The organism is Citrobacter sp. MGH110 (assembly GCF_001037515.1).
GTDB classification, from domain to species: Bacteria; Pseudomonadota; Gammaproteobacteria; order Enterobacterales; family Enterobacteriaceae; genus Citrobacter; species Citrobacter portucalensis.
On the sequence record NZ_KQ089830.1, the window covers coordinates 1,840,115 to 1,856,434 of the forward strand.

Genomic DNA, 16,320 nt, shown 5'->3' on the forward strand with positions numbered 1-16,320 from the left:
CTCGCTTACATCGGCGACAAGTTAAGGAAGAAACGCTGCAACCAGCCCATATTCTGCGCTTCATTGATGTAGCCGTTACCGACGTACTCAATACGCGCGTCCGCAACCTGGGTTGACGGTACGGAGTTGCTGCCACTGATGGTGCGCGGGTTAACAACCCCGGAGAAGCGGATGAATTCAGTGCCCTGATTTATAGCGATCTGTTTTTCACCCACGACATGTAAGTTGCCATTCACCAGTACCTGATCGACCGTTACGGTCAGCGTACCGCTGAAGGTATTTCTGGCGTTCGCGCCACCTTTACCGTTAAAGGAGTTACCGCCGGAGGCTTCTACGTCTGCACGTTCGTTACCGAACAATCCTTGCAGATAGCGCGGAACGGTATCAAAGCCAAAGTTTGTCTTGCCGTCGCGGCTGGCGTTCGCCGAAGAGCTTTTGCTCGCGCTGACGTTTTCCTGCAATACGATGGTCAGCGTATCGCCAATATTGCGTGGACGACGATCTTCAAAGAGTGGCTGATAACCATAGTTAATCGGTTGTGCCGACTGGAAGATTGAGCCATTCGCCACTGGCGTTGGACCTGGAACGGGCTGGGCAGACGTTGCGCCCTGCACGAGCGGCGTGGCCGGGATCCAGGCACATCCTGTTAGTGAAACCACCAGCAGGGCTAAAATTGGGTATGGGTGAAGCGCGTATTTTCGCATTGCGGTCATCTTCAAAATCAGTGTGCCGGTGAGGTTTTCACCCCACCGGACTCCACTTTAGAGTTGCGTCAGTTTTTGCAGCATCTGATCGGTGGTCGATACCGCTTTACTGTTGATTTCGTAAGCGCGCTGAACCTGGATCATGTTTACCAGCTCTTCCGCCACGTTGACGTTAGAGGTTTCAACATAGCCCTGATACAGCAGACCCGCGCCGTTCAGCCCCGGCGTGCTCTCGTTCGGCGCACCGGATGACTGCGTTTCGGTGTACAGATTCTCACCAATGCTTTCCAGACCGGTATCGTTCATGAAGGTTGTCAGGTTAAGCTGCCCTACCTGAACAGGCGCCGCCTGCCCCTGTTGGGTCACGCTGACAATACCGTCGCGTCCAATGGTGATACTGAGCGAGTTAGCCGGAATGGTGATGGCAGGCTGAACCTGAAAACCACCCGCCGTCACCAACTGACCGTTCTGATCCACCTGGAAAGAACCGTCGCGGGTATAAGCGGACGTACCATCGGGCAACATGACCTGGAAAAAGCCCTGGCCTTTAATCGCCACATCTTTACTGTTGTTAGTCTGCGACAGGTTACCCTGACTGTGTAAACGCTCGGTCGCAACCGGACGTACACCGGTACCAATCTGCAAACCAGACGGCAGTGTGGTCTGCTCAGAAGACTGTGCGCCAGGCTGACGAATCGTCTGGTACAACAGATCCTCAAACACGGCACGTTGGCGTTTAAATCCGTTGGTGCTGACGTTTGCCAGGTTGTTGGCAATCACATCCATGTTGGTTTGCTGTGCATCCAGGCCGGTTTTGGCGATCCATAATGAACTGATCATAAAATGTCCTGTATTAACTCATCGACAGCAGTTGGTTGGCGCGGCCCGCGTTATCATCCACGCTACTGATAATTTTCATCTGCATTTCAAAGCGGCGGGCGTTGGCGATCATGTCGCTCATCGCAGCAACCGGTTTAACGTTACTGCCTTCCAGCACGCCCGACATCACACGGATGCTGGGGTCGGCCTGTAACGTTGCACCGCGGGTAGCCTGCGCGGCCTGGGTCAGACGGAACATACCGTCATCGCCACGTTGCACTTCAAGCCCTGTAGCCTTCACCAGCTTCAACCGCCCCACTGGCGCGACCGTATTAGCCGGATCGCCTGGGTTAAGTGCAGAAATTGTCCCGTCCGCCGCAATGGTGACTTCCGAGCCTTCTGGTACGGCTATCGGTCCAGCTTCGCCAATTACCGGGTGTCCCTGAATAGTCAGTTCACCCGTTGGACTTACCTGAATAGCGCCGTTACGGGTATATCCTTCGCTACCGTCTGCGGTCTGCACAGCCAACCAGCCATCCTGTTGCAGCGCCACATCCAGCGGGCGGGAGGTATAGTCCATCTGACCGGGCGTCATATCAGCCCCCGGCGTGGAGGCCACCACCAGCGTACGCGTCGGTAAAGACAATCCTTCTACAGGAACCGCACGCAGTGCATTGAGCTGCGCACGAAATCCTGGCGTGGAGGCGTTTGCCAGGTTGCTGGCCGTCACCGCCTGTTGATTCAGCGTCTGACTGGCCGCGCCCATGGCGGTATAAATTGCGTGATCCATTAAGCCATCCCGTCAGGCGCTTAGCGCAGGTTGACCAGCGTGTTGAGGATCTGATCCTGGGTTTTGATGGTCTGCGCGTTCGACTGATAGTTACGCTGGGCGACAATCATATTCACCAGTTCTTTACTCAAATCCACGTTTGACGCTTCCAGCGCACCGTTGGTCAGCTTGCCGAAGTTACCTTCGCCTGCGGTACCCAGCAGCGCCACGCCAGAAGACTGAGTCGCCGCCCAGACGTTGTCGCCCTGAGACGCCAGACCTTCGTTGTTGGCAAAGTTTGCCAGCACGATCTGCCCCAGAACCTGTTGCTGTTCGTTGGAGTAGTTACCGACCACGGTACCGTCATTGTTAATCTGGTAGCTCACCAGATCGCCCGGCTTGTAGCCGTTCTGATTCGTGGCAACGATGTTGTTGGCACCGGTGTTCTGCTGCATGGAGTTCAGGAAGCTCAGGGAGAAATTCGCCGGAACTGCGCCATTGATCGTACCGGTGGAGATCTGAATTTGCGGTTGGGCATTAGCAGGACCTTCAACGGGGATTTTTGGTCCAGTCGGATCTGCTGGATCGACTGGCACCGTCCCTGGAATATAATTATTCACAGAAGTCAGCGTACCGTTAGAACTAAAGTTCATCACCGCATTTTTGCTGGCCACTGAACCTGCAACGCTGGCGTCCTGGGTGTAGACATCCCATTTGTTAGGGCCTGTTTTGACATAAAAAATGTTCATGTCATGGGCATTACCCTGGCTATCGAAAACGGTAACGCTGCCTTTTTTGTTGTAGGAATCGGCATCGCTTGGGTTAAACGGGGTCTTGGTAGGAACCTTGTCAGTGGAGTTCAGGTTGACCTGCATTGACGCAGTGGTGGTGGATTTAGCCGCCATCAGCGTATTCGGGATAGTGATCGGTGCCGGGTTCGCACCCTGCTGAACCGTCGGTGGTGTACCGGTAGCCGGATAGCCCGTCAGCTGCAGCCCCTGCATGTTAACGATATTGCGGTTTTCATCGAGCTTGAACTGACCGTTACGGCTGTAGAAAACGGAACCGTTGCTGTCTACCATACGGAAAAAACCGTTCTGGCTGATAGCAACATCCAGACCACGTCCGGTGTTGGTGGTCGTACCGTCGGTAAAGTCCTGAGTAATACCCGCAACTTTAACGCCCAAACCGACTTTCGAACCGGCAAACATATCGGCAAAAGATGCCGTGCCAGATTTAAAACCGTAGGTGGCGGAGTTGGCGATGTTGTTACCAATGACATCGAGGTTGGTCGCTGCAGCGTTCAGACCGCTGACCGCTTGAGAAAAGGCCATGACTTACTCCTGATAAGTGTGAAGGCTTAAATTATCTGCCGTACTTCGTCGAGGGTGGTGGTTCCATAAGTGCCCAGATCCAGCGTATTACCGCCGTTACTGCGAATAACGCCCTGCACCAGCGCAAACTGAAGCGGCTGTGCCACCAGTTGCGTTCCGCCATTACTGGCAGCAATTGACACGTTGTAAGAACCGCTTGGTGCATCCGTGCCATCGGTCATGGTGCCGTCCCAGGTAAAGGTATGAACGCCCGCTTTCAATCCACCAATGTCAATGGTGCGTACCACTTTGCCGTCTTTATCGGTAATGGTTGCGGTAACCTTATCTGCCGGTTGCTGCAGCTCAACGCCAAATGGGGTTGTCGTAGTTTTGGCACCTTCTTCTGTCCCTTTACCGGTCAGAATGGTCGTACCCGGGATCATGACACCGTGGCCAATCAGCGTACTGGCCTGCAGCGACTGACTGTTGTCGATCTGCCCAGAGATCGATCCCAGCGTAGTGTTCAGTTTCTCAATCCCGCTCACGGTACTGATTTGCGCCAACTGGGTAGTCAGTTCGTTGTTTTGCAACGGGTTGGTAGGGTCCTGGTTTTTCAGTTGTGCAACCAGCAGCGTAAGAAAGCTGCTTTGCAGGTCAGCGGCGTTGCTGCCCGTCAGGGAGCTGTTCCCCGTGGCGGCATTAACCCCCGTCGTGCTCGGGTCATTCATTTTTACAGCAATAGACATGTGCGCCTCCTTTACTGGCCTAGCGTCAGCGTTTTAAGCATCAAGCTTTTCACGGTGTTGAGCACTTCGACGTTTGCCTGGTAGCTACGTGAGGCAGACATGGTGTTGACCATCTCGCCAACAACGTCCACATTCGGCATTTTTACGTAGCCGTTCGCATCGGCCAGGGGATTACCGGGTTCATAAACCAGCTTATCCGGCGCCTGACTTTCAATGACGTCAGCAACTTTTACGCCACCGGTTGCCGCGCCTGGCGCAGCATCTACCTGAAAAACAACCTGCTTCGCGCGATACGGCTGACCGTCGGGTCCGCTGACGCTATCCGCATTCGCCATGTTGCTGGCCGCGACGTTCAGGCGTTTAGACTGAGCCGTCAGCGCAGAACCTGCGATATCAAAAATATTTAACAGCGCCACGAATTAGTTCCCTCCTTGCAGCACGTTCATCATGCCTTTGATTTGTCCACCCAGCGCCGTCAGCCCCATTTGATATTTGAGGCTGTTGTCTGCAAATTGCGTGCGCTCCCGGTCCATATCTACCGTGTTGCCATCAAGAGACGGCTGGTCAGGAATACGGTAGAGCAGCTCCGTAGACGGCGCAGAAACGGTCTGGGCTGGGATGTGTTGTGCAGAGGTCAGCGTCAACGAAACGCCGCCGGTTTCTTCCCGTCCTCGCACCATGACTTTTTTTAATTCACTGGCGAAATCCAGATCGCGCGCCTGGTACCCCGGCGTGTCGGCATTGGCAATGTTGGCCGCCAATATTTCCTGGCGTTGGGCGCGCAAATTCAGCGCTTCCTGTTGAAAACGTAAGGCGGCGTCGAGCTTATCGAGCATATCTCCTCCGCAAATGACAAAATTCAGCCGACAGCTTAAATCCCATTACGCGCGCGTTATCGCCGGAATAAACGCAAAATGCGTCGCTATTTGTTGCGTTGATGACTGCGTCACACAGGTAAAATCCTGCCACTACCTGAAAAAGCGCGAGGTTTTGATGCAAACGTTTAAACGTGGAATAGTCGTGGCAGCAATGCTGTTCAGCCCTATGACGCTGGCGCAAGACCTGAATTCGCAGCTAACGGCATGGTTTTCCCAGCGCCTGGCCGGATTTAGCGATGAGGTGGTGGTCACTATCCGAACGTCACCAAACTTATTGCCCAACTGCGAACAACCAGCATTAAGCGTGTCAGGTAGCGCGAAACTGTGGGGCAATGTGAATGTGCTGGCCCGCTGTGCCAACGAAAAACGTTATCTGCAAGTGAACGTGCAGGCGACGGGAAACTACGTTGTTGCCGCTGCGTCCGTAGCGCGAGGTAGCACCTTGACCCCAGCCAGCGTAACGCTGAAACGTGGTCGACTGGACCAACTACCGCCGCGCGCGGTGCTGGATATGAGTCAGGTGCAGGATGCAGTGAGCCTGCGCGATCTGGTGCCGGGCCAACCGATACAGCTTTCGATGTTGCGCCAGGCATGGCGGATCAAGGCCGGTCAGCGCGTGCTGGTAATTGCTAACGGAGATGGCTTTCGGGTCAATGCCGAAGGTAAAGCGCTGAACAACGCCGCTGTCGCACAGAATGCGCGAGTGCGGATGATTTCAGGCCAGGTGGTGAGCGGCGTCGTCGATTCTGATGGGAATATTCTTATTAACCTATAATAGGTTAAAGATTTTTTAGCGTGTGCCGATAGATAAACAACCAATGATTACAGCGGGCCGCTATAGCGTAACCCCTCGATGAGGAAAAATAAAATGAGCATTGATCGTACCTCACCATTGAAGCCAGTAAGCACCGTTCAGCCGCGTGAAACCAGCGATGCGCCGGTACAAAAAGCGCTGAAGGAAAAAACCACCGCGACCACCAGCACCAGCGTCATGCTGAGCGACGCCCAGGCCAAACTGATGCAGCCCGGCAGCAATGACATCAATATGGAACGCGTGGAAGCACTGAAAACCGCAATCCGTAACGGTGAATTGAAAATGGATACCGGAAAAATTGCCGACTCGCTGATTCGCGAGGCGCAGAGCTACCTACAGAGTAAATAAAGTATGACTCGTTTGTCAGAAATACTTGACCAGATGACGACCGTCCTCAATGACCTGAAAACGGTAATGGATGCTGAACAGCAGCAGCTTTCCGCAGGGCATATCAACGGCAGCCAGCTACAGCGTATTACAGAAGAAAAAAGCTCCTTGCTGGCAACCCTTGATTATCTTGAGCAGCAGCGCCGCCTGGAGCATGACGCCACGCGCAGCGCCAATGATGAGATTGCTGAACGCTGGCAGACTATCACCAAGAAAACACAGCATTTACGCGACCTCAACCAGCACAACGGTTGGCTGCTGGAAGGGCAGATCGAGCGTAATCAACAAGCAATACAAGTGCTGAAACCGCACCAGGAACCGGCGTTGTATGGCGCAAACGGTCAAACCTCTGCTGCGCACCGCGGCGGGAAAAAATTCTCTATTTGATGTCAGCCTGATAACGTTTTGCTTATCAGGCCTACGCCTTTTGTAGGCCGGATACGGCGTTATGCCGCCATCCGGCATTGATCCATTACGCCGTCCGGCGCACAAACTCTTTTACTTTAAAGCCCAGTACGGCGAGTGCTGCGAAGTAAGCGGCAATACCTGCCACCACGACCGCCATCAGACGCAGCAGACGCCACAACATCGTTCCCTGCGACCAATCCGGCATGATGTAGAGCATCCCAACCAGCACCGCAGACATCACCAGCACGGAAATCACCAGACGCGCCAGGAACCAGCTCCAGCCCGGTTGTGGGGTAAAGATTTTCTGTTTCCGCAGTTGCCAGTACAGCAGTGAAGCGTTCAGACATGCCGCCAGACCAATCGACAGCGACAATCCGGCATGCTTTAACGGCCCGATAAACGCCAGGTTCATCACCTGGGTCATAATCAGCGTCACAATGGCAATCTTCACTGGCGTTTTAATATCCTGGCGCGAGTAAAAGCCCGGAGCCAACACTTTCACCACGATCAAGCCAATCAAACCTACCGAGTACGCCACCAGCGCACGCTGGGTCATCGCGGCATCAAAGGCGGTAAATTTACCGTACTGGAACAGAGACACCGTCAGCGGTTTGGCCAGAATACCCAACGCTACGGCACTCGGTAATGCCAACAGGAAACACAAGCGCAGGCCCCAGTCCATCAGGCGACAATATTCATCATGATTACCGCTGGAAAAGCTTTTGGACAGCGATGGCAGCAGGATAGTCCCCAGCGCCACGCCCAGAACACCGGACGGAAACTCCATCAGACGGTCGGCATAATACATCCATGAAACTGAGCCAGAGGCCAGAAACGAGGCGAAAATCGTATTGATGATCAGTGAAATCTGGCTGACAGATACCCCAAGGATCGCCGGGCCCATTTGCTTGACGACACGCATCGCCCCCGCATCACGGAAGTTCACGCGCGGCAGCACCAGCATGCCAATTTTCTTCAAGTGCGGAAGCTGATAAATCAGCTGTAGCACGCCACCAACCGTAACGGCCCACGCCAGCGCCAGCACCGGCGGGTTAAAATAGGGTGCCGCAAATAGCGCGAAGCCGATCATGCTGATATTCAGAAAGGTCGGGGCAAACGCAGGAATGGAAAAGCGGTTCCAGGTATTAAGGATCGCACCAACCAGTGAGGCCAGTGAAATCAGTAGAATATAGGGAAAAGTGATCCGCAGCAGTTGAGTGGTCAGCGCAAATTTATCCGCTGTGTCGGCAAATCCCGGCGCGGTGACTAATATCACCCATGGCGCAGCCAACATCCCGGCTACCGTCACCACGGCCAGCGCCAGCGTCAACAGTCCGGAAACGTAGGCAACAAACACGCGGGTAGCATCTTCCCCCTGCTTGCTTTTGTACTCAGCAAGAATCGGCACAAACGCCTGCGAAAATGCGCCTTCGGCAAAAATTCGGCGTAACAGGTTAGGAAGTTTGAATGCCACAAAAAAGGCATCTGTCGCCATCCCTGCACCAAAGATTCTGGCGACAATCGCATCACGCGCAAAACCCAGCACACGTGAAAACATCGTCATCGAGCTGACGGCTGCCAGCGACTTTAATAAATTCATCTATGTTGTATTCCAGACTCTGAGGCAAAACCCCGACAAACCTGCCCGTAGGTCGGATAAGGCATTCTCGCCGCCATCCGACACTTTTGCTGTGCCTGATGGCGACACCCTGGCACCTTATCAGGCCGACAAACCAGCCTATGGTTGAAAAGAGGTGTTATTTTGAGTGGGCATATAGTACCTGGATTACAATGAATTACTACCGCCAGATGTTACAGGGGGTTATTCAGCCATCGCCTCCCGCCACAGCTTTTCAACAACACGCTGGGCCAGTAGCGCCTGCTCGCCTGCCGTCTGGGGAACCGTCTGATTTTGCACGCACTCAATGAAATGACGGGCACATCCGGCAAAACCACGCTGTTCTAAGGTCGTTTGCCAGCCCGCTATCGGCTTATGAACAACACCTTGCCCACGCTCTTCCCGCCATTCCCGCATATCAGTTACGTCAATCAGGCCGCCGTCCGTCACCGCCTGCACGCTCTCGCGCTGGCTACCGGCACGGCGATGCATACTGGTCGTTATCTGCATTTGACCGACAGAAAAATGATGCTCGGCGTAGAGCATCGCACCAGATTCATTGGTCAGCAGCGTGCCGTTTTTTAACTGCGCCTGCCCTCCCGCCAGCCACAAAGCGGTATCGACCACGTGCAGATAGTCGTCCAGCAGAGTGAAGCGCAGATCGTGCGGCCCAACGCTATCCGTACGGTGCTTATCCATACGTACAGACGCTGCGGTGCTCAACTGGGTTTTGAGATCCTGGTACAGCGGTGCAAATCGACGGTTAAACCCGACCATCAGCGTGAGTTTTTTCCGCGCGGCCAGCTCGACCAGTTGCTCAGCCTCGTGCAGGTTTTCCGCCAGCGGTTTATCCACACACACGTGAACTCCGGCATTCAGCAATTCACTAACTACCGCATAGTGCGTCGCGGTACTGGAATGGACGAAAACCGCGTCGCAGGTTTGCGCCAGATTCTTCAATGAATCCACGTAGGGTATTCGCCAGGTGTCACAGATACGCTGTGCTTTATCGCGTGAAGGTGAAAATGCGCCTTGCAGCGTCCAGTCCGCGGAGGTGCCTAGCACGGGTAGCCAGGCCTTTTGTGCAATACCGCCCAGGCCGACTACGCCGATACGTAATTTTTTCACGTTAGTCTCCCAGGTGCGCCAGCAAGGAATCAAGTCGCTGCTTAAGCTCTGCGACTTCCGTTTCCAGCGCTTCCACGCGCGCCTGCAGATCGCCGGAGGCTACAGGGGGTTCATCTGCCGCGGCAATGGCTTCATCAACCTCACCACAAAACAGGTGCATATAGCGACTTTCACGTTTGCCCGGCTCACGCGCCAGGCGGATCACATAAGGCCCATCTTCCCGGTTCGCCAGATTTTCCAGCGTCGACTCCACTTCGGCCATATCGCTGAATTCGTACATACGGGATACGCGGCTACGCAGTTCACCAGGCGTCTGAGCGCCCCGCAGCAGCAGTGTGGTGATTATGGCCACCTCTGCGGCACTAAGCTTCAGATTGCCAAATTCAGAGTTGCAGAAACGCTGCTCATATTTCGTGACGCGATTGCCAAAACCGCTCACCGTGCGCAGAAAATGTCGCTTAACCAGGTTATCCAACTGCTCCTGCACGTCCGATTCCGACAGGTTCATCACCGGTTCACGATTCGTTTTTTGATTGCAGGCTGTTACGACTCCATTAACGGAGAGTGGGTACTGTTCCGGCGTGGTCACTTGTTTTTCTAATAAACAGCCAATCACTCGTGCTTCGGTGGCGGTTAATTCGTATTTCATCGTCTTCTCCATTAATCATGGCTGCATCTGAAACTTAGCGGCCGGGGGTCCATTCTGATGTGGTCAACGCCGTCAGCACGTGATCGCGCCACTGCCCGTCAATCAGCAGGTAGTCTTTGGCATACCCTTCTTTTTCAAAACCCAGTCGCGCCAGCAGGTCACCGCTGCGCTTATTATGTGGCATGTAGTTAGCCATAATGCGGTGAATATGCTGCGTGCGCTGCATATAACGGATGGCCGAGGTTAAGGCTTCATACATTAGCCCCTGCCCCTGCCATTTCTGCGCAATGGAGTAGCCGAGATAACAGGCATGGAAGGATCCCCGCACCACGTTTGAGAAGTTCGCAACGCCGATAATCTCTTTTTCGTCCGGATCGAGCAGCGCAAAATAATAGGCGGTGCCCTGTTTATGAAACTCAGAGATCATGCTCAGACGCGCCTGCCAGCCGGACGGATAGCAGTGGCTTTCATCGCGAATAGGTTCCCAGGGTTTTAAGAAATGACGATTTTCTGCGTAATAATCTGCCAGACGCCAGGCATCACGCTCATGCACTAAACGCACGACCAGGCGGTCGGTGGTTAAGCGCACTTTTGGCACGTTACTGCGATAGCCAAACATTCTATACCTACTCCTTCCCGTAACGTCTTCAATACGCTATTCGCATTACTATACCTGTGCGAATACGCCCTGTGAAAAGAGCAAAATGCCATTTTTTGAATTATTCACACATTTTGATGAAAACTCTCTATCAAGACGGACTTTTGATAAAAAAATATTGTCCCGCGAAGGGTGGGAAAAGCGATGACGACACCGCAGAATAGGAGGTGCTTATCTTTTAAACTCTATCCAGAGTGACGAGTTTTTCCCTGGAGGGGAAATGTCGCAAGTCTCGCAGGCAAGGAACCTGGGTAAATACTTCCTTCTCATCGATAATATGCTGGTCGTGCTGGGTTTCTTCGTCGTTTTCCCGCTGATCTCAATTCGTTTCGTCGACCAAATGGGCTGGGCCGCCGTGATGGTCGGTATTGCACTAGGATTACGTCAATTTATCCAGCAGGGGTTGGGTATTTTCGGCGGTGCTATTGCGGACCGTTTCGGTGCAAAACCGATGATCGTCACCGGCATGCTGATGCGCGCTGCCGGGTTCGCCACCATGGGCATTGCCCATGAGCCGTGGCTGCTGTGGTTTTCCTGCTTTCTCTCCGGACTGGGCGGTACACTATTCGACCCACCCCGCTCGGCGCTGGTGGTTAAACTGATCCGCCCGGAAAAGCGCGGGCGCTTTTTCTCTATTCTGATGATGCAGGATAGCGCCGGGGCCGTGGTTGGCGCGTTGCTTGGCAGTTGGTTATTGCAATACGATTTCCGTCTTGTCTGTGCCACCGGCGCAATTTTGTTCGTTCTGTGCGCGGCGTTTAACGCCTGGCTGCTCCCGGCATGGAAGCTGTCGACGGTGAAAATTCCAGTGCGCGAAGGGATGAGCCACGTGATGCATGACAAGCGCTTTGTCACCTATGTGCTGACGCTGGCGGGCTATTACATGCTGGCGGTACAGGTGATGCTGATGCTGCCAATCATGGTGAACGACATCGCAGGTTCACCGGCCGCCGTGAAATGGATGTATGCCATCGAGGCGTGCCTCTCATTGACGCTGCTCTACCCAATTGCCCGCTGGAGTGAAAAACGTTTTCGCCTTGAACATCGTCTGATGGCCGGTCTGCTGGTGATGTCTCTGAGCATGATGCCGATCGGTCTGGTGGGGAATTTGCAGCAGTTGTTCACCCTGATCTGTACGTTCTATATTGGCTCGATCATCGCCGAACCAGCGCGTGAAACCCTTAGCGCCTCACTGGCGAATGCACGTGCCCGAGGAAGCTATATGGGCTTCAGTCGACTGGGGCTCGCTATCGGCGGCGCAATTGGATATATCGGCGGCGGCTGGCTGTTTGACATGGGCAAGGCCCTGGCACAGCCTGAGTTGCCCTGGATGATGCTCGGTATTATCGGCCTCATCACCTTCCTGGCGCTGGGCTGGCAATTCAGTATCAAACGCCCAACGAGAGGCATGCTGGAGCCAGACGCCTGATAGCCGAACCTGCGTCCGGGCGCTTTTCAGTTTTTTCTGCTGGCGTCCGGGGCGCTGGTACTCGATGATGCTTTGTGTCACGATTACGCCACATGCATCATGTTGAGGAACCCCATGAAAAAGTTTTTTTTTGCCGCTGCACTGATTGTCAGCGGCCTGTTGGTTGGTTGTAATCAACTCACGCAATACACGGTTAGCGAGCAAGAAATTAATCAGGCCCTGGCAAAGCATAATAACTTTTCTAAAGATATCGGCTTGCCCGGCGTTGCTGAAGCACACATCGTACTAAATAATCTCGCCAGTCAGATTGGCCGTGAAGAACCCAATAAAGTGACGCTGACCGGTGATGCCAACCTGGACATGAATTCCCTGTTTGGCAGCCAAAAAGCGACCATGAAGCTGAAGTTAAAAGCCTTACCGGTATTCAACAAAGAGAAAGGCGCAATTTATCTGCAAGAGATGGAAGTCGTGGATGCGACCGTTACACCAGAAAAAATGCAGTCGGTACTGCAAACGCTGATGCCTTATTTAAACCAGTCGCTGCGTAACTATTTCAACCAGCAGCCAGCCTACATTCTGCAGGATGACAGTAGCCAGGGTGAAGCACTGGCGAAAAAACTGGCGAAGGGAATTGAGGTGAAACCGGGGGAAATCATCATCCCGTTCACCGACTAATAAAACTGAGGGCGCCGATGCGCCCTTTTTTTTCGTGCAAACGAAAACGTTTCCGCTTATCCTTTGTTTCCGGCAAAAAAGACTATCCTCAGCCGGAGCATATTAATGACTGCACCATCCCAGGTTTTAAAGATCCGCCGCCCAGACGACTGGCATCTTCACTTTCGCGATGGCGACATGTTAAAAACTGTCGTGCCCTACACCAGTGAAATTTATGGTCGCGCCATTGTCATGCCGAACCTGGCACCGCCCGTCACCACGGTTGACGCGGCTATCGCTTATCGCCAGCGCATTCTTGACGCGGTACCTGCTGGACACGACTTCACACCATTAATGACCTGCTACTTAACGGATACGCTGGATCCCAACGAGCTGGAACGTGGATTTAACGAAGGCGTATTCACCGCAGCAAAACTCTATCCGGCCAATGCCACCACCAACTCGACGCATGGCGTAACCTCTATTGACGCCATCATGCCGGTGCTGGAGAGGATGGAAAAATTGGGTATGCCGCTGCTGGTGCACGGCGAAGTGACGCATGCAGATATCGATATTTTCGATCGCGAAGCGCGCTTTATTGAAACGGTGATGGAACCGCTGCGCCAGCGTTTGACCTCGCTGAAAGTAGTGTTCGAGCATATCACTACCAAAGATGCTGCCGAATACGTGCGCGACGGTAACGAGCATCTGGCAGCGACTATTACGCCACAGCACCTGATGTTTAACCGCAACCACATGCTGGTTGGCGGGATTCGTCCTCACCTGTACTGCCTGCCGATCCTCAAACGTAACGTCCACCAACAGGCGCTGCGTGAACTGGTTGCCAGCGGGTTTACGCGCGCCTTCCTCGGTACCGACTCAGCGCCGCACGCACGTCATCGCAAAGAGTCAAGCTGTGGCTGTGCTGGATGCTTTAATGCACCGACCGCACTAGGCAGCTATGCCACCGTGTTTGAAGAGATGAATGCGCTGGACCATTTCGAAGCCTTCTGCTCACTCAACGGCCCACAGTTCTATGGTTTGCCGGTAAATGAGACCTTTATTGAGCTGGAACGCGTGGAGCACCTGGTTCCTGAGAGCATAGCGTTGGAAGACGATACGCTGGTGCCTTTCCTGGGTGGCGAAACGGTACGCTGGTCAGTAAAAAGCTAAAAAAAGTGTAGCCAACCGATTCGAATAACTGTATAAATAAACAGTATATTCCACAGGGGGCTACTATGCGTATTGAAGTCACTATTGCCAAAACTTCACCTTTACCTGCCGGTGCAATTGACGCACTGGCAGGTGAACTCTCCCGCCGTATTCAGCACCATTTTCCGGATAACGAAGGTAACGTTACCGTCCGTTATGCCGGCGCAAACAATCTGTCGGTTATTGGCGCGACCAAAGAGGACAAAGAGCGCATCAGCGAGATCCTACAGGAAACCTGGGAAAGCGCGGATGACTGGTTCATTAACGAATAAATAATGATATGCAGTGATGTTTGTTTGCCGGGTCGCCCCGGCTTTTTTATACACGCTATCTTGTAATCAATCGCGCATTTCTTCTGACGAGCATTTAATTTAATATTAACCCACCGATTATCTTTTAACCAAAACAACAAAATAATTGTGCAACATACTAAAAAAAAATGAATAACATGTCGGTTTCTTAGTCAGATAACGCTGAAAACAAAAAATTTATGCCCTTCCCTCTTTAAATTTTCAATGAATACCCTTATTTATTGATATACTGAAGTTGCTTCAGAAAAAAACGCATTGAACCTCGAAAACCGTTGTCTAGTAACACGAATTAGGGGGCATGATGGAAAAGAATAATGAAGTCATTCAGACTCATCCGCTTGTAGGGTGGGACATCAGCACTGTTGATAGCTACGATGCGCTGATGCTGCGTTTGCACTACCAAACCCCGAACCGCCCTGACCCGGATGGGACTGAAGTTGGTCAAACGCTCTGGTTAACCACTGATGTTGCCAGGCAATTTATTTCGATATTAGAAGCAGGAATCGCCAAAATTGAATCTGGCGATTACCAGGTAAATGAGTATCAGCGACATTAAACCTGATACATCCAACCATCAAAAGGCACCTTAGCGGTGCCTTTCTTATTTCCAGGTTGAATATTCCAGGTCAGTTATTTACCCTTCTACTATCGCGATTGCAGAGAGAAGCGGATGAAATACGACTTAATCATTATTGGCAGCGGTTCGGTAGGCGCCGCAGCTGGATACTATGCCACTCGTGCCGGTCTGAAGGTTCTGATGATCGATGCGCATATGCCACCACATCAACAGGGCAGCCACCACGGCGATACTCGATTAATTCGTCATGCTTATGGCGAAGGCGAAAAATACGTTCCGCTGGTGCTACGTGCGCAAACATTGTGGGATGAACTGTCCACCCATAATGAAGAACCGATTTTTGTTCGCTCCGGAGTTATCAACCTCGGTCCGGCAGAGTCAACCTTCTTAGCAACTGCAGCGCAAAGCGCAAAACAGTGGCAACTTAACGTTGAACAATTAGATGCAGCGGCCATCATGGCTCGCTGGCCGGAAATTCGCGTACCTGACAACTATATCGGTCTGTTTGAAGCGGAGTCCGGTTTTTTACGCAGTGAGTTAGCAATTAAAACCTGGATCCGTCTGGCGGAAGAAGCAGGCTGTGCGCAACTGTTTAAATGCCCGGTCAGCGCAATTCATCACGGTGATGATGGCATCACGGTAGAAACGGTTGACGGTGACTACCTCGCGAAGAAAGCAGTGATCAGCGCCGGTACCTGGGTGCAGGCTTTAGTCCCTGAACTACCGATACAACCTGTGCGCAAAGTGTTCGCCTGGTATCAGGCCGATGGGCGCTACAGCGTTAAGAATAACTTCCCGGCCTTCACCGGCGAACTGCCAAATGGCGATCAATACTACGGTTTCCCGGCTGAAAACGACGAGCTGAAAATTGGTAAGCACAATGGCGGACAGGTAATTCACTCTGCAGAAGAGCGTAAGCCATTTGCCGCTGTAGCCAGCGACGGTTCTGAAGCCTTCCCATTCCTGCGCACAATTCTGCCTGGCGTTGGCTGTTGCCTGCACGGCGCATCCTGCACTTACGATAATTCACCAGATGAAGACTTTATAATTGATACTCTGCCGGAACATGACAATACGCTGATCATTACCGGGCTGAGCGGACATGGCTTTAAGTTTGCTTCTGTACTGGGAGAGATTGCGGCAGACTTCGCTCAGGACAAACCGTCTGAATTTGACCTGACCCCCTTCAGGCTAAGCCGTTTTAAGTGATAATAAATGAATGGCCTCGTTGGTGAGGCCATTTTTA

General features: G+C 52.9%; 20 protein-coding genes. 9 read left to right on the top strand and 11 right to left on the bottom strand.

The annotated features are described in order from the left end of the window. Positions 1–5: 5 nt before the first annotated feature. The 7 genes from SK38_RS08850 to flgB are packed head-to-tail and all read right to left on the bottom strand — an operon-like array spanning position 6 to position 5,187. The gene (locus tag SK38_RS08850) at positions 6–704 is read right to left on the bottom strand and encodes a flagellar basal body L-ring protein FlgH (protein WP_046274759.1); all 699 of its coding nucleotides are present in this window, start codon (positions 702–704) and stop codon (positions 6–8) included. A 57-nt stretch (positions 705–761) separates the two neighbouring features. Next, entirely contained in the window at positions 762–1,544 is a 783-nt protein-coding gene (gene flgG / locus SK38_RS08855) for a flagellar basal-body rod protein FlgG (RefSeq protein ID WP_003036202.1), read from the bottom strand. Between the two features lie 13 nt (positions 1,545–1,557). Then, positions 1,558–2,313 (bottom strand): flagellar basal body rod protein FlgF, encoded by a 756-nt coding sequence (locus tag SK38_RS08860; protein ID WP_003832161.1) that lies wholly within the window; start codon positions 2,311–2,313, stop codon positions 1,558–1,560. A 20-nt stretch (positions 2,314–2,333) separates the two neighbouring features. Beyond that, a complete protein-coding gene (flgE, locus tag SK38_RS08865; protein ID WP_048235653.1) occupies positions 2,334–3,626 on the bottom strand; it encodes a flagellar hook protein FlgE in 1,293 nt (430 codons plus the stop codon). A gap of 26 nt (positions 3,627–3,652) precedes the next feature. Continuing rightward, positions 3,653–4,351, bottom strand: coding sequence for a flagellar hook assembly protein FlgD (gene flgD / locus SK38_RS08870; RefSeq protein WP_003832158.1), 699 nt, complete (start codon positions 4,349–4,351; stop codon positions 3,653–3,655). A gap of 11 nt (positions 4,352–4,362) precedes the next feature. Continuing rightward, positions 4,363–4,767, bottom strand: coding sequence for a flagellar basal body rod protein FlgC (flgC, locus tag SK38_RS08875; protein ID WP_003036191.1), 405 nt, complete (start codon positions 4,765–4,767; stop codon positions 4,363–4,365). A 3-nt stretch (positions 4,768–4,770) separates the two neighbouring features. Further along, the gene (gene flgB, locus SK38_RS08880; protein ID WP_003036189.1) at positions 4,771–5,187 is read right to left on the bottom strand and encodes a flagellar basal body rod protein FlgB; all 417 of its coding nucleotides are present in this window, start codon (positions 5,185–5,187) and stop codon (positions 4,771–4,773) included. 157 nt (positions 5,188–5,344) lie between these two features. Between flgB and flgA the strand changes: the two genes are divergently transcribed. The 3 genes from flgA to flgN all read left to right on the top strand — a co-directional run bounded on the left by flgA (position 5,345) and on the right by flgN (position 6,817). Continuing rightward, on the top strand, positions 5,345–6,004 hold the full coding sequence (flgA, locus tag SK38_RS08885) for a flagellar basal body P-ring formation chaperone FlgA (protein WP_048236460.1): 660 nt from the start codon (positions 5,345–5,347) through the stop codon (positions 6,002–6,004). Positions 6,005–6,097: 93 nt separating this feature from the next. Then, on the top strand, positions 6,098–6,391 hold the full coding sequence (flgM, locus tag SK38_RS08890) for a flagellar biosynthesis anti-sigma factor FlgM (protein WP_048214469.1): 294 nt from the start codon (positions 6,098–6,100) through the stop codon (positions 6,389–6,391). A gap of 3 nt (positions 6,392–6,394) precedes the next feature. Further along, the gene (gene flgN, locus SK38_RS08895; RefSeq protein WP_003036178.1) at positions 6,395–6,817 is read left to right on the top strand and encodes a flagella biosynthesis chaperone FlgN; all 423 of its coding nucleotides are present in this window, start codon (positions 6,395–6,397) and stop codon (positions 6,815–6,817) included. Between the two features lie 85 nt (positions 6,818–6,902). Here flgN and murJ read toward each other — a convergent pair whose 3' ends face one another. The 4 genes from murJ to rimJ form a co-directional block, all read right to left on the bottom strand. After that, complete coding sequence (murJ, locus tag SK38_RS08900) at positions 6,903–8,438, bottom strand: murein biosynthesis integral membrane protein MurJ (RefSeq protein ID WP_003832150.1); 1,536 nt, start codon at positions 8,436–8,438, stop codon at positions 6,903–6,905. Between the two features lie 222 nt (positions 8,439–8,660). Further along, positions 8,661–9,584, bottom strand: a complete 924-nt coding sequence (locus tag SK38_RS08905; RefSeq protein WP_048235654.1) for a Gfo/Idh/MocA family protein — start codon at positions 9,582–9,584, stop codon at positions 8,661–8,663. Position 9,585: 1 nt separating this feature from the next. Then, positions 9,586–10,233, bottom strand: a complete 648-nt coding sequence (locus tag SK38_RS08910; protein WP_048235655.1) for a YceH family protein — start codon at positions 10,231–10,233, stop codon at positions 9,586–9,588. Between the two features lie 34 nt (positions 10,234–10,267). Further along, entirely contained in the window at positions 10,268–10,852 is a 585-nt protein-coding gene (rimJ, locus tag SK38_RS08915) for a ribosomal protein S5-alanine N-acetyltransferase (protein ID WP_003832145.1), read from the bottom strand. Positions 10,853–11,111: 259 nt separating this feature from the next. Between rimJ and mdtH the strand changes: the two genes are divergently transcribed. From mdtH to solA, 6 genes are all read left to right on the top strand, one after another. Continuing rightward, positions 11,112–12,320, top strand: a complete 1,209-nt coding sequence (mdtH, locus tag SK38_RS08920; RefSeq protein WP_048235656.1) for a multidrug efflux MFS transporter MdtH — start codon at positions 11,112–11,114, stop codon at positions 12,318–12,320. A 114-nt stretch (positions 12,321–12,434) separates the two neighbouring features. Beyond that, the gene (locus SK38_RS08925; RefSeq protein ID WP_020996498.1) at positions 12,435–12,995 is read left to right on the top strand and encodes a lipoprotein; all 561 of its coding nucleotides are present in this window, start codon (positions 12,435–12,437) and stop codon (positions 12,993–12,995) included. Between the two features lie 105 nt (positions 12,996–13,100). Further along, the gene (gene pyrC, locus SK38_RS08930) at positions 13,101–14,147 is read left to right on the top strand and encodes a dihydroorotase (RefSeq protein WP_048235657.1); all 1,047 of its coding nucleotides are present in this window, start codon (positions 13,101–13,103) and stop codon (positions 14,145–14,147) included. Positions 14,148–14,212: 65 nt separating this feature from the next. Continuing rightward, on the top strand, positions 14,213–14,458 hold the full coding sequence (gene dinI, locus SK38_RS08935; RefSeq protein WP_003036157.1) for a DNA damage-inducible protein I: 246 nt from the start codon (positions 14,213–14,215) through the stop codon (positions 14,456–14,458). A gap of 340 nt (positions 14,459–14,798) precedes the next feature. Further along, on the top strand, positions 14,799–15,053 hold the full coding sequence (gene bssS / locus SK38_RS08940) for a biofilm formation regulator BssS (RefSeq protein WP_003036154.1): 255 nt from the start codon (positions 14,799–14,801) through the stop codon (positions 15,051–15,053). Between the two features lie 114 nt (positions 15,054–15,167). Further along, on the top strand, positions 15,168–16,283 hold the full coding sequence (solA, locus tag SK38_RS08945) for an N-methyl-L-tryptophan oxidase (RefSeq protein ID WP_048235658.1): 1,116 nt from the start codon (positions 15,168–15,170) through the stop codon (positions 16,281–16,283). Positions 16,284–16,320: the final 37 nt, after the last annotated feature.